The following is a 12,595-nucleotide window of genomic DNA, read 5'->3' on the forward strand; positions in this document are numbered from 1 at the left end:
GGTACCACGTGAAGACTCTGCTAGTGATACTATCGACCCTGCTGTGCTTTGTCACGGCAGGGACTCATGCGGCTGTTTACGAGCGCAACACGGCGCGACCGGTCAATGAGGTGGTATTTGGCGCCATTGAGAGCGTGCGCAACATCACCCAGCAGCAGGTGGTTGAGTCGCAGCAATCGGGCTGGAAAACCTTGGGCGGGGCGCTGATCGGTGGCTTGCTGGGCAATCAGTTCGGCGGCGGTCATGGCCGCGAGATTGCCACCGCTGTGGGGGCGCTGGCGGGCGCTGGCGCGGCCCAGATGTATCAATCTGGCAGCCGAACCATTGAATACAAGCTGGTGGAATTATTGATCCGCACCGAGGATAACCGGCTTATCAACGTGATTCAGGATTACGATCCTGCGATGGTGTTTTCCCGCGATGACAAGGTACGGATCCTCTATTTTGATGATGGCGTCCGGGTCGATCGCACTTACTGACAAGCAATAAACCTATTGGCGCTTGATGCGCGCCTTAGCGCGCAATCTCTAACTGCGCCTCATCCTGCGAGACCACCTTGTCGCGACCGGTGGTCTTGGCCTGATAGAGCAGGCGGTCAGCCTCTATCAGTGCTTCATCCATGCCCAGTTGCCCCATGGTGATCACGCCAAAGCTGGCGCGCACATAGAGCGGAATGTCGAGCGCCAGCGGCCGCTGGCGCAACTGCTGGCGTAATCCTTCCAGGCGCTTGCACAGTACCTGACTGCTGCAATGAGGCACCATCAGTGCAAACTCCTCGCCGCCAAAGCGGGCTATCAAGGCGTCAGGGAAAAACTGGCTGAGCTGATCGCTTAAGTGGCACAGCAGTTGATCTCCGATGGCATGACCCCAGTGATCGTTGACCTGTTTGAAATGATCCACATCCAAAACGCATAGGGAGAGGGGATAGCGGCCTGCCTGCGCTGTCTGTAGCCACTGTTGACCGGTCTTGAACCAGTAGCGGCGGTTGTAAAGCCCGGTCAGGTAGTCACGGTTGGCTGACTCCTGAATGCTGTTAAATTGCTCAAGCGCCTCCAGGTTATGGCTGACGCGGCACTGCAGCTCCTCGGGCTCGAACGGCTGATGCAGAAAGTCGTTGGCGCCTTGTTTGAGGTAACGTGCCGAGAGTCCACGCTTGTCCGAGACCGACAACCCGATGATCGCCAGCTGCTGCTTGCTGTAGCGCTCGCGCAGCATGCGCACCAGCGTAATGCCATCAATATCCGGCATGTAGTAGTCAATCAGGATCAGGCGAATGGCGGGATAGCGCTCGAGCATGGCCAGCGCCTCTTTGGCGTGACCGGCTTCATGCACCTGCAGCAGCTGTTTGCGCAGCTGGGCTGCAGTGTGGTGGCGCGCCGTCATCGAATCATCCACCACTAAGACGTCAATGCTCTGATTAAGATAGAGACGGTGCACCAGCCCTACGGCGTATTGCAGGGAGTGGCGCGAGTCTTTCATCACATAATCGAGCACGCCGGCTTCAAGCCAGCTCTGGCGTTTATCCTCACTCACATCAGCTGTCAGTACCACGACCGGCACACCGCGGGTTAGCAGTACTGCCACGGCTTCGCCATGGGGTGCATCGGGCAAGGTCAAGTCGACCAGCGCGACCACGTAGTCATCGACCGCGATATCGCTGGTTGCATCCAGCGTATCAAAGGCATCCACGTCGAGGTTGGTCTGTTGCACGATGGCCTGGGTCAACATGCGGCGGACGGTGTGGCTGTCCTCAACGATCATGATCTTGCGCTTCATGGGCAATCCGCTGGCGTGAGGAGGCATGCCCGAAGGCATGCCAATGAGAGGTTAGAGGCTGTCGAGATAACGCTCGGCATCGAGTGCGGCCATGCAGCCGGTGCCCGCCGAGGTAATGGCTTGACGGTAGTTGTGGTCTGCCACGTCACCGGCGGCAAACACACCCGGGATGCTGGTTTGGGTCGCAAAACCATCCAGTCCACCGCGCACATTCAGGTAGCCGTTTTGCATCTCGAGCTGGCCGTCGAAGATCTGGGTATTGGGTTGGTGACCGATGGCAATGAAAACGCCCATCAGCGGCAGGTCGCGTGTGGCGTCGCTACGGGTATCGCGCAGACGCACGCCAGTGACGCCCATCTCATCGCCCAGCACCTCTTCCAGAGTCTGGTGGGTGTGCAGCTCGATATTTCCGCTGGCCACCTTGTCATGCAGACGCTTGATCAGGATCTTCTCGGCGCGAAACTCGTCACGGCGGTGGATGAGGTGCACTTTCTTGGCGATGTTGGCCAGATACAGCGCCTCTTCAACCGCAGTATTACCGCCACCGACCACGGCCACTTCCTGATTGCGATAGAAAAAACCGTCACAGGTGGCGCAGGCAGAGACGCCGCGACCCTTGAACGACTCTTCGGAGGGCAGGCCCAGATACTTGGCCGACGCGCCTGTCGCAATGATCAAGGCATCGCAGCTGTATTCGGCATTGTCGCCGACAAGGCGGAAAGGTCGCTCACCCAGACGCACAGTGTGAATGTGATCAAACACGATGCGGGTATCAAATTTCTCCGCGTGTGCTTTCATGCGCTCCATCAGACCCGGACCGGTCAACCCTTCCGGATCGCCCGGCCAGTTTTCCACTTCGGTGGTGGTGGTCAGCTGGCCACCTTGCTGCATGCCGGTTATCAGCAGCGGTTGCAGGTTGGCGCGTGCAGAGTAGACGGCAGCGGTGTAACCCGCCGGGCCAGAACCCAGAATAATCAGTTTATTGTGAATGACTTGGCTCATGTTCATGTTATCCGGTACACAGTTGTGGGCGGATTGTAGGAAATTGTCAACCTGGGGTCAAAGCCGCTGAAACGATAGCGACCATCGAATTTATGGGGCCTGGTCGGCGGGTCATTCCGCCGCCTCTTGCAGCAGATGCTTCTTAACCCAACATGCAGCCAGCCAGGCCGGGATGCCAGCCAGCAAAGCACTGCCGAGCAGATCAATTCCCCAATGCATCCCAAGCAGCAGCCTGGAGAGCGCAACCGCCAGCAACCAAAGGATGAGCAGAATGCGCCCCGGGGTATTGCTGGGCCAAATCAGCCCGAAAAACAGGCTCAGTGTGATGGCGACCAGCAGGTGGCCCGAGGGGAAGGCGTAATTAACCCCATATGCCCAGTGCTGCAGCAGGGGATCGGGAATGGCCAAATTGATCTGCGCCGCCATCAACAGGGTCAGCCGCGCGGTGTCAGGCCGCTGATAAAACCGGTCCATGCCGGCCACATTGGCATGTTGCTGCAGCCACAACACGTAAGGGCGGGGCTCGCTCACCATGGCTTTAAGCAGTGTTTTGATGCCCAGATCGAGCAGCAGCAGTGCCACCAGTATGCCAAACAGTAAAGCGATTTGCCTTGGAGGGAGTGCAAAGGCGCGTGCTACCAGCACCAGCGGGACCAACATCATAACGAGCAGGCCGGGCCAGCTGGCGCTGTTTGAAAACAGCAGAGCAAAAGAGGTCAATGAGCCGGGGAGGCTAATCCCAAACGGCATGGGGGGCACCAAGAGCGCGATAAAGCAAAGCGGTAGCAGCAACGAGAGCGGATAACGCACGGAGGTCATGGACACAAAGGTATAACTCATCCTTGATTGGCAAGAGGGCTATTGTGCCTCGCTTCACGAGAGGGTCAAGGACAAGTGTGGCGTGTCATCCCGGCCGGCTTTGGCTAGAATGCGCCACTTGGGCAGCAGGCTGTGGCTGAGGAGGGTCGATGCTGAACATAGTGGCTGATGAGAATATGCCCCATGTACGGGAGCTGTTTGGAGACCTGGGTAATGTGCAACTGTTGCCGGGACGGGCGATGACCCCTGAACAGATCAGTGATGCCGATGTGCTGCTGGTGCGATCAGTCACCCGTGTCAATGCGGCTTTGCTGGCCAAGGCGACGCGTCTCAAGTTTGTCGGCACCGCCACTATCGGGACCGATCATATCGATAAGGCCCTGCTGGCCGAGCGTCAGATCGCCTTTACCAGTGCGCCGGGCTGCAATCGCATCTCGGTGGGCGATTATGTCACCAGTGCGCTGCTGGTGCTGGCCGAGCGCCATGCGCTGACGCTCTCTGCGCTGTCGTTGGCGGTGATCGGCGCGGGCAATACCGGCAGTGATGTCGCTGCCAAAGCCGCGGCACTTGGCATGCGCGTGTTACGCTGCGATCCGCCGCGTCAGCGGCGTGAAGACGGCGAGTTTGTCTCTCTGGAAGAGGCCCTTGATGCGGACGTGGTGAGCTTTCATGTGCCGCTGACCCGCCAAGGTGACGATGCGACCTTCCATCTGCTCGATGCCAAACGCATTGCGGCGCTGCGCGCCGGGCAGTGTCTTATCAACGCATCACGCGGTGAGGTGTGGGACAATCAGGCACTGCTGCAACGGCAGCAGGGGCCTTCGCCGCTCTCACTGGTGATGGATGTCTGGGAAAACGAACCAGAGGTATTGGCCGAGTTGGTGCCACATACCGAGATTGCCACACCGCATATTGCCGGTTACAGCCTTGAGGGCAAGGCTCGCGGCACCTGGATGCTCTATGAAGCGCTGTGTCAATGGCTCGGTCAGCCCGCAAGCCGCAGACTGCATACCCTGTTGCCGGCGCCAGATGTGATGAGCCTGACGCTTGGTCAGCAGCCCGATCAGGCCCTGATTGGTCGCTTGGTGCATCTGGTGTATGACGTACGCCGTGACGATGCCCGTTTTCGCCGTGAGCTGGGCATCGCGGGCAGTTTCGATCAGCAGCGCAAGTGCTACCCGGAGCGGCGCGAGTTTTCGTCCCTGCAGATTGCCGGAAACGGCCCGCTGGCGACGCTGGCTGCGCTTGGCTTTAGCCTCTCTGAGCCCTGCTCCTGAAACAAATGTTATCCCGGCCCGCCTGGTGTGGGCCTTTCCTGCAAGGAGTTAAAAATGAGTCAGCAACTCAGCGTTGCAGTTCTGGGGGCGGCCAGCGCCGTCGGTCAGACCATGCTGGAACTGATAGAAGAGCGCGCACTGCCTATCGAGCGGATCATCGCGCTCGGCAATGCCGACGACAGCGGTGAGACCGTGCGGGCCATGGGTCGCAACCTGGATATCCAGGATGTTGAGACCTTCGATTGGAGCGAGGCCACGCTGGCGCTGTTTGCCTGCGGCGCAGAAGAGGCCAGCCGTTATGCGCCGATTGCCGCCGAGCAGGGATGTCTGGTTATCGACAGCAGTGGCGCCTTTGCCTTTGATGAGTCGATCCCCTTGGTGTGCTTTGATGCCAACCCCGATGCGTTGGCCGATTATCGTCAAAGCAATATTGTCTCTTTGACCAGCGGCGTTGCCAGCCAGTTGTTGGCAGTGCTCAAACCGTTGCATCAATCGGTCGGTGTGGCCCGTGCCAACGTGGCGGGCTATTTGTCGGTGGCGACCAACGGCAAGGCGGGTGTTGACGAGTTGGCCGGGCAAACCGCCCATCTGCTTAACGGCCGACCGGTTGAGCCTGCTGTGTTTCCTGCCCAGATAGCGTTTAACGTGTTGGGTCAAAGTGGTGCTCTGCTTGATAACGGCTACAGCCAGTGCGAATGGCAATTGATGCTCGAAGCCCAGCGGGTGCTGGGTAGTGATGTGGTGATCAACCCGACGCTGGCACAGGTGCCGGTGTTTTTCGGGGATGCCATGGCGCTGCACGTTGAGTTGCAGATGCCCATCGAGCTGGAGCAGGTGCGCGAGTTGCTGCGTGATGCCTCTGGCGTGCGTCTATGGGACGAAGAAGAGGGCGTGCCGAGTCCGGTGGTCGATGCCAATGGCCAGGATGAGGTCATCGTGGCGCGCATCCGACAGGATCTTTCCCATGCTCAGGGTATAGATCTCTGGCTGGTGGCCGATAACGTTCGCAGAGGCCAGGCGTTAGCCGCCGTGCAAAGTGCCGAGTGGCTACTGCGCGAGATGCTGTAATTGCGGGGGCCACTGCGGTGGCCCCGATTGTTGCGCTGACTCACGCCAGCTAAAAAACGGTGGAGAAAAATGGGGCAAACGAGGGCGAAGCGCTGGTTTGCAGACGAGGCCTGAATTATAGTGACACCACATATAAGGGCTAAGTATCCAAATTTTTCAATGTGATAGAGCTGTCACGCGAAGGAACGAGTATGGGATATTCCCGCATAGCTTTGGCGATGCTGCTGGCATTAGGGGCGCTTTCCCCGGCTCATGGCGCAACGCAACCCTTCATGGTCGAGATCAAGGGACCCGATGAGCCGGCCGCGGCGACCACCACGACCCCTCCTGTTGCTCCGACCGTGACCGAAACACCGGCTGCCCGCGCCGCCGATCCTGCGCGCGGCACCGTTCGTACCGAGCGTTATGGCCCCATCCGTCGAACCGATACCCTGTGGAGTCTGGCCAGCGCCTATCGCCCGAGCAGTCGTGTCTCGGTCTACCAGACCATGGTGGCCATCTATAACAAGAATCCGCAGAGTTTTGCCGACGGCAATATCAATCATATTCTGGTGGGCTCGACCATATCGTTGCCGAGCGAACAAGAAGCATCGCGCATTCCGGAAGCCGAGGCTCGCGCACGTTTTCGTAGTGACAACGTCAGCTGGAAGGGGATCAGCCCCAGATATCATGTCGCCCAGCCAAGCGGCGAAGTGCGTAACCTGACGGTCAAACCGAAAAAAGAGCCGGCCAAACCGGTTGCCGACGTCAAACCTGCCCCCGAAAAACCAGCTGAGAAGAGTGCCGCGCCCCTGCCGCAAGCACCGGTGACGGCCGAAAGTGCCAAGCCGGATGTCGCAGCACCGGCGCCGGTCAGTGCTGCAACGGCAACCGACACCAAGCCAGAGCCGGTTGCGGCCGCAGCGCCTGAACCCATCAAGCCCGAGGCCAGTAAGCCTGACGCCACGAAGGTGGAAGAGAGTGCTGCGCCCAAGCCCTTGCCGGCGCAGACGCAGACTGAACAGACGGGCTCAGCCACTGAGATGAAGTTGGCGCTGGAAGATGCGACGACCCAGCTGGCACAGGTCAGTGAGACCAACCATCGGCTCAAGTTACGGGTTGAGTCGATGAATCAGGAGCTTGAGACACTTAAAGCGCAGCTGGTCGATCAGACCACTTTGCAAAAAGAGATTGAAGAGCTCAAGGCCAAGCAAGGCGCGGCGCCTGTTGCTGCTGCACCCGAAGCGCCCAGTGGCAAGAGCTGGATCATGGACTTGCTCTCGTCCCCGCTGAACCTTGCCATGATCATCTTGTTGCCGGTCTTGCTGGTGCTGGCGATTGTGACGCTGTGGCTGCGCGCCCGCGCTCGTCGCGAGCTGGAAGAGCAGGAGAAGAGCCTGTCGGAATCGACCGCCGCCTTCATGGATGATGACAGCAACGAGCTTGACCATCTGCTGGCTGGCGACATGCCGGTGATGATGACTGAGCCGCAAGGGGAGGCGTTACCCCAGAGCGATACCCTTTCGCCGGGTACCGCCCTTGATGAGCCCGATGCTCACGATCTGGTCTTTAGTGACGAAGGGGAGCATCCGCTCACGGAAGAGGAGCCGATCAGTTCGCCGGCTGCATCGCGTGATCCGGAGCTGGTGCCCGAGCCTGACGCCATCCCGACCCTGAACGAGTCGCTGTTTGCCACCGCGGTGGAGGATGAAGCGCTGCCGTTCAACGGTCAGGATGAACTCAAGTTTGACGAAGAGCAGTACGAAGAGTTCGATTTGAGCGAGCTTGATGCCGAGCTCGACAAGATCCTCGATGAAGAGGATGCCGTTGAGCCAGTCTTGTCGGCCCGCGCTGACACTGCAGAAGATCCCGTCATCAACTTCGACCCGGCGCTGCTGGCCGGTGATGTGGAGCTCGATGCCGCTGATCCGTTGGCTGATGAGCAGGCTCTCTCGGCCGAGACGGTCCCTCATCGCGATGCTGCTGAGAATAACCAGTTCGTCGAAATTGATACCCTGCTTGCCGAAGCTGATGTGGGTGACGCGCAGGAGCCCTCTTATCAGAGTGCCAATCTCGATGTGGGGCTCGATGAGTTTCCCGATGTCATGCCCGAGAGCACCGGCTTTGATGTGGACTCGGACGATGGCGGGGTGGGGGCCAAGCTTGATCTGGCGCGCGCGTATCTTGAGATCGACGATATGGACAGCGCCCGCGAGTTGCTGGAAGAGGCGGCAGCCCAAGGCAGTGAGAGCCAGCGGGCAGAAGCCCAGAAACTGCTCAAACGGCTGGCATGACAGCATTAAGAGAAAGGGCGGCCTGCGGGCCGCCCTTCATTTTGCAGGCACTTTGCGTATAATTCGCCGCGTTTCAACAGCCTCAGGTGTTCCATGCGTATAGCCCTTGGTATCGAATATGACGGCAGCCGCTATTTCGGCTGGCAGCGTCAGCGGGAAGTGGTCAGTGTCCAGGAAGCGCTGGAGCGGGCCCTTGGCAAGATTGCCAATCATCCGGTGGAGATCCAGTGTGCCGGACGCACCGATGCCGGCGTGCATGCCACCGGTCAGGTGATCCATTTCGATACCGATGCCGAGCGCAAAGAGGCTGCCTGGACGCTGGGGCTCAACTCCAATCTGCCTGCCGATATTGCGGTGCGCTGGGTCAAGGCGGTGCCGGACGATTTCCACGCCCGTTTCAGCGCCACAGCGCGGCGCTATCGCTATGTCATCTACAACCACAACTACCGCCCCGCCATTCTTGGCAGTGGTGTGAGCCATTATCACGATCGTTTGGATGCCGAACTGATGCACCAAGCCGGTCAGTGTCTCATCGGCGAGCAGGATTTTAGCTCGTTTCGGGCGGTGCAGTGCCAGTCCAATACCCCTTGGCGCAATGTGACCCACCTGTGTGTGAGTCGCTCTGGCCCCTACATTGTGCTCGACATCAAGGCCAATGCCTTTTTGCATCACATGGTGCGTAATATCACCGGCTCCTTGCTGGAAGTGGGCAAAGGCGACAAGCCGGTGGAGTGGGTCGCCGAGGTGTTGGCCGCGCGCGATCGCAACGTAGCGGGCCCCACCGCCAAGGCCGGCGGACTCTATCTGGTGGATGTGGATTACCCGGCCGAGTTTGCCTTGCCAGAGGTGCCGCTCGGCCCCTTGTGGCTGCCCGACTCGGCCCCGGGTACGACCAGTTTTTAGTAACTGCGCCTGTAAAAGTGTGATTTAATGGCAGGCCAATGTCCCCGCAGCACCGCCAAGTCATTGAACAGACACGGTGCTGCTGTGTTTTCAAGCATTAGAAGCATTAAGGAATTCCATGAGCTGGCTTGAGAAGATTCTTCCCAAGAGCAAGATCACTGCTCCGCGTCGTCACAACATTCCGGAAGGAGTGTGGACCAAGTGCAGTGCTTGCGAACAGGTACTTTACCGGGCGGAGCTGGAACGCAACCTGGAAGTATGCCCCAAGTGTGATCACCACATGCGCATTAGCGCCCGTGCTCGTCTCGAGCGCTTTCTCGACGAGCAGGGACGCGTCGAGGTAGCCGGCGAGCTGGAGCCGCAGGATATCCTCAAGTTCAAGGACTCCAAGCGTTACAAAGAGCGCCTGACGGCTGCCCAAAAGAGCACCGGTGAAAAGGATGCGCTGGTGGTTATGAAGGGAACCCTCAAGGGCGTGCCGGTTGTCGCGTGCTCCTTTGAATTTTCCTTTATCGGCGGCTCCATGTCGTCGGTGGTTGGTGCCCGTTTTGTGCGCGCCGTTGACGAGTGCCTGAAAGAAGGTCGTGGTCTGGTCTGCTTCTCCGCCTCCGGTGGTGCCCGAATGCAGGAAGCGCTGTTCTCCCTGATGCAGATGGCCAAGACCAGTGCTGCGCTGGATCGCCTCGCCAAGGCGGGTTTGCCGTTTATCTCTGTGCTGACTGACCCGACCATGGGCGGTGTATCGGCCAGTCTTGCCATGCTGGGTGACATCAACGTGGGTGAGCCCAAGGCCTTGATCGGCTTCGCCGGTCCGCGCGTGATCGAACAGACTGTGCGTGAGAAACTGCCGGAAGGTTTCCAGCGCTCCGAGTTCTTGCTCGAGAAAGGGGCGATTGACCTCATCATCGATCGCCGCGAAATGCGTGATCGTCTGGCCGGTCTGATGGCCAAGCTGATGAACACCACCGTCGACGAGTAAGCATGACAACGTTCACTGCATCCCAAAGCCGGTCGCTCGTCGACTGGCTTTCTTATTTGGAGGCCATTCATCCTGCCACCATCGAGCTTGGGCTTGAGCGGGTAGGGGACGTGGCCAGACGCCTTGGCCTCACTACGTTGCCTTGTAAAGTGGTGACGGTGGGGGGCACCAACGGCAAGGGATCTTCCTGCGCCATGGCGGCCAGCATCTTGATGGCACAGGGCTATCGGGTCGGGGTCTACTCATCGCCGCATCTGCTGCGCTTTACCGAGCGCGTCAGGGTACAGGGCAATGAGCTGACCGAGGCACGTCACTGCGAGGCCTTTACGGCTGTGGAAGCGGTGCGTGGTGAGATTGCCCTGACCTTCTTCGAGTTTGCAACGCTGGCGGCCTTGTGGCTGTTTGCCCGAGCCAACCTCGACGTGCTGCTGCTGGAAGTGGGGCTCGGTGGAAGGCTCGATGCCACCAACGTGGTGGAATCCGATGTGGCGGTCATCACCTCGATTGCGCTCGATCACTGCGACTGGCTGGGCGATACCCGCGAGTTGGTGGCCATCGAAAAGGCCGGAATCTATCGCACCGGCAAGCCGGCTATCAGCGGTGAGCCCGAGCCGCCGCTGACCATTGAGAGCGAGGCGCTGCGCCTTGGTGCCCAGCTGCGCCAGGTTGGGCGTGATTTTCGCGCAGAGGTGGCAGGGGATCATTGGGATTATCACGGTCTCAATCATTACGCGGGGTTGCCGGTTCCGGCCTTGCCGCTGATGAATGCTGTCACCGTGCTGGCGGCGCTCGAGTCGCTCGGATTACCGCTCTCGGAAGCCGCCATCCAGCAGGGGTTGGCCAGCGCACAGTTGGCAGGGCGCATGCAAAAATTGCAGGATTCGCCGCTGGTGTATGTCGATGTGGCCCACAATCCACATTCAGCGGCCTATCTTGCCACCCGCCTTCGCGACATTCCTTGCCGCGGTGTGCGCCGCGCCGTGGTGGGGATGCTTAAGGATAAAGATATGGCGGGTTCACTGGTACAGCTCAGTGGGCTCATCAGCGAGTGGCATCTGGCGCCGCTGGGCGGCCCACGCGGCGCCACCGCTGAGCAGTTGATGGTGGCACTGGGTGAAGAGGCGACCTGCCATGGCTCGGTGGCCGAGGCTTATCGTTCAGTGCTTGCCCAATCGGGACCGCTTGATATGGTTATCGTTTTTGGCTCGTTTTATACTGTCGCTGATGTATTGGCCGGGCATAGTCAAGAGGAGTCATAGTGGCCTCGCAGTTTCAAAACCGTTTAGTAGGCACCGTTATTCTGGTGGCCCTGCTGGTGATCTTTCTTCCTGACCTGCTTGATGGCAACAAGATCAGGCAGACTGAAGATACGTCGTTTACCAAGGTCCCGCTGCGCCCCGAGCTGGAAGCGGCCAAGCCAGCGCTGCCAGTCTCCTCTGCCAGTAACTTGCAGGCGCAGCATCAGGCAGCCGTGAGTCAGGCTGAGCAGACGCACGTCGCCAACGTGGCGCAGCCAAACCAGACACCTGCTGATGCCAATCAGCAGTGGCAGGTAGAGCCGATTGCCGAGCCGGTTACAGTGCAAAGTGGCGCGCCTGCTGCGCAGGAAACGCCAATTGAGCCAGTGGCAGCCAAGCAGCCAGAGCACAAAAAAGCCGAAAAACCTGTGCTGACCGCCGACACCAAGCCGGTTGAGCCACCCAAGCCTAAAACGGTGGCAGTGAAACCCAAGGTTGAGGAGCCCAAAACCCCTGCGCCCAAGGCGCCGGAGCCGACACGTACCACCTCGGCTGATCCGCTTGGCGATCTGGTCTCGACGCTGGATAAACCCAAGCCGGCTGCGGCGGCGCAAGGTAGCGCATGGATCATTCAGCTGGGGGCATTCAAGAACGTCGACAGCGTGAACAGTATTGTGTCGCGTCTGCGAGCTGCCGGTTATCCGGCGCATACCATTCCGCGTACACCGCGCCAAGGACAACTGAATCGCGTGGTGGTGGGCCCTGATGTGTCACGAGAGAAGTTGCAAGCCATGCTGCCGCATCTTAATGAAGTGAGCGCCCTGAGCGGCTCAGTGGTGGCCTATAACCCCTGATCCGGGCACCAGAGTGACACAGAAAAGCAAAACACCGCGCCTTGGCGCGGTGTTTTTTCAGATACATTTGACCGGTTTGGGCAACCCGCCAATTTTGGTGGCCTGCTTGGCGGGCCCTTTGGGAAACAGCTTATAGAGATAGCGGCTATTGCCCTTCTCGGGGCCGTAGTGCTTCTCCATGGCCTTGACCAGTGCGCGAATGGCCGGTGAGGTGTTGAACTCGAGATAGAAACTGCGTACAAAGCGCACCACTTCCCAGTGGGGCTCCTCCATCACGATCCCTTCCTGCTCGGCCAGTACCAGGGCCAGCTCTTCGCTCCAGTCATGAATATCGCGCAGGTAACCCTGTGCGTCCGTGGCGATGCTGCGCCCCTGGAAACTCAGTTGCTGTGTGTCAGACATGACG

Annotated in this window: 12 protein-coding genes; 8 read left to right on the forward strand and 4 right to left on the reverse strand. The window is 59.4% G+C overall.

Annotation, left to right across the window (positions count from 1 at the left end; genetic code table 11):
- Positions 1–8 precede the first annotated feature (8 nt).
- Positions 9–479, forward strand: coding sequence for an outer membrane lipoprotein (locus tag BW958_RS15675; protein ID WP_076576731.1), 471 nt, complete (start codon positions 9–11; stop codon positions 477–479).
- A gap of 34 nt (positions 480–513) precedes the next feature.
- Here BW958_RS15675 and BW958_RS15680 read toward each other — a convergent pair whose 3' ends face one another.
- The 3 genes from BW958_RS15680 to BW958_RS15690 all read right to left on the reverse strand — a co-directional run bounded on the left by BW958_RS15680 (position 514) and on the right by BW958_RS15690 (position 3,597).
- Complete coding sequence (locus tag BW958_RS15680; protein WP_076576732.1) at positions 514–1,776, reverse strand: diguanylate cyclase; 1,263 nt, start codon at positions 1,774–1,776, stop codon at positions 514–516.
- A 51-nt stretch (positions 1,777–1,827) separates the two neighbouring features.
- Positions 1,828–2,778, reverse strand: a complete 951-nt coding sequence (gene trxB / locus BW958_RS15685; protein WP_076576734.1) for a thioredoxin-disulfide reductase — start codon at positions 2,776–2,778, stop codon at positions 1,828–1,830.
- 111 nt (positions 2,779–2,889) lie between these two features.
- Entirely contained in the window at positions 2,890–3,597 is a 708-nt protein-coding gene (locus tag BW958_RS15690; protein WP_076576735.1) for a phosphatase PAP2 family protein, read from the reverse strand.
- 152 nt (positions 3,598–3,749) lie between these two features.
- Between BW958_RS15690 and BW958_RS15695 the strand changes: the two genes are divergently transcribed.
- The 7 genes from BW958_RS15695 to dedD all read left to right on the forward strand — a co-directional run bounded on the left by BW958_RS15695 (position 3,750) and on the right by dedD (position 12,189).
- Positions 3,750–4,874, forward strand: coding sequence for a 4-phosphoerythronate dehydrogenase (locus BW958_RS15695; RefSeq protein WP_076576794.1), 1,125 nt, complete (start codon positions 3,750–3,752; stop codon positions 4,872–4,874).
- Positions 4,875–4,928: 54 nt separating this feature from the next.
- A complete protein-coding gene (locus tag BW958_RS15700; protein WP_076576737.1) occupies positions 4,929–5,942 on the forward strand; it encodes an aspartate-semialdehyde dehydrogenase in 1,014 nt (337 codons plus the stop codon).
- A 191-nt stretch (positions 5,943–6,133) separates the two neighbouring features.
- Positions 6,134–8,215, forward strand: a complete 2,082-nt coding sequence (locus BW958_RS15705; protein ID WP_076576738.1) for a FimV/HubP family polar landmark protein — start codon at positions 6,134–6,136, stop codon at positions 8,213–8,215.
- 93 nt (positions 8,216–8,308) lie between these two features.
- Positions 8,309–9,118, forward strand: a complete 810-nt coding sequence (gene truA / locus BW958_RS15710; protein ID WP_076576739.1) for a tRNA pseudouridine(38-40) synthase TruA — start codon at positions 8,309–8,311, stop codon at positions 9,116–9,118.
- A 118-nt stretch (positions 9,119–9,236) separates the two neighbouring features.
- Positions 9,237–10,097: an acetyl-CoA carboxylase, carboxyltransferase subunit beta gene (gene accD, locus BW958_RS15715; protein WP_076576740.1), complete on the forward strand. Its 861-nt coding sequence runs from the start codon at positions 9,237–9,239 to the stop codon at positions 10,095–10,097.
- A 2-nt stretch (positions 10,098–10,099) separates the two neighbouring features.
- Entirely contained in the window at positions 10,100–11,356 is a 1,257-nt protein-coding gene (gene folC / locus BW958_RS15720) for a bifunctional tetrahydrofolate synthase/dihydrofolate synthase (protein WP_076576741.1), read from the forward strand.
- Positions 11,356–12,189: a cell division protein DedD gene (gene dedD, locus BW958_RS15725; protein WP_076576742.1), complete on the forward strand. Its 834-nt coding sequence runs from the start codon at positions 11,356–11,358 to the stop codon at positions 12,187–12,189. The genes folC and dedD overlap by 1 nt, the downstream gene beginning before the upstream one ends.
- A 57-nt stretch (positions 12,190–12,246) precedes the next feature.
- Here the strand turns inward: dedD and BW958_RS15730 are convergent, their stop codons facing one another.
- The gene (locus BW958_RS15730; RefSeq protein ID WP_076576743.1) at positions 12,247–12,591 is read right to left on the reverse strand and encodes a TusE/DsrC/DsvC family sulfur relay protein; all 345 of its coding nucleotides are present in this window, start codon (positions 12,589–12,591) and stop codon (positions 12,247–12,249) included.
- Between the last annotated feature and the right edge of the window lie 4 nt (positions 12,592–12,595).

It is taken from the genome of Aeromonas sp. RU39B (genome assembly GCF_900156095.1).
GTDB lineage: Bacteria > Pseudomonadota > Gammaproteobacteria > Enterobacterales > Aeromonadaceae > Aeromonas.

Coding starts and splice junctions, on each gene's coding strand:
- BW958_RS15680 (WP_076576732.1), bottom strand. CDS start 1,776: ATGAAGCGCAAGATCATGATCGTTGAGGACAGCCACACCGTCCGCCGC.
- trxB (WP_076576734.1), bottom strand. CDS start 2,778: ATGAGCCAAGTCATTCACAATAAACTGATTATTCTGGGTTCTGGCCCG.
- BW958_RS15690 (WP_076576735.1), bottom strand. CDS start 3,597: ATGACCTCCGTGCGTTATCCGCTCTCGTTGCTGCTACCGCTTTGCTTT.
- BW958_RS15700 (WP_076576737.1), top strand. CDS start 4,929: ATGAGTCAGCAACTCAGCGTTGCAGTTCTGGGGGCGGCCAGCGCCGTC.
- BW958_RS15705 (WP_076576738.1), top strand. CDS start 6,134: ATGGGATATTCCCGCATAGCTTTGGCGATGCTGCTGGCATTAGGGGCG.
- truA (WP_076576739.1), top strand. CDS start 8,309: ATGCGTATAGCCCTTGGTATCGAATATGACGGCAGCCGCTATTTCGGC.
- accD (WP_076576740.1), top strand. CDS start 9,237: ATGAGCTGGCTTGAGAAGATTCTTCCCAAGAGCAAGATCACTGCTCCG.
- folC (WP_076576741.1), top strand. CDS start 10,100: ATGACAACGTTCACTGCATCCCAAAGCCGGTCGCTCGTCGACTGGCTT.
- BW958_RS15730 (WP_076576743.1), bottom strand. CDS start 12,591: ATGTCTGACACACAGCAACTGAGTTTCCAGGGGCGCAGCATCGCCACG.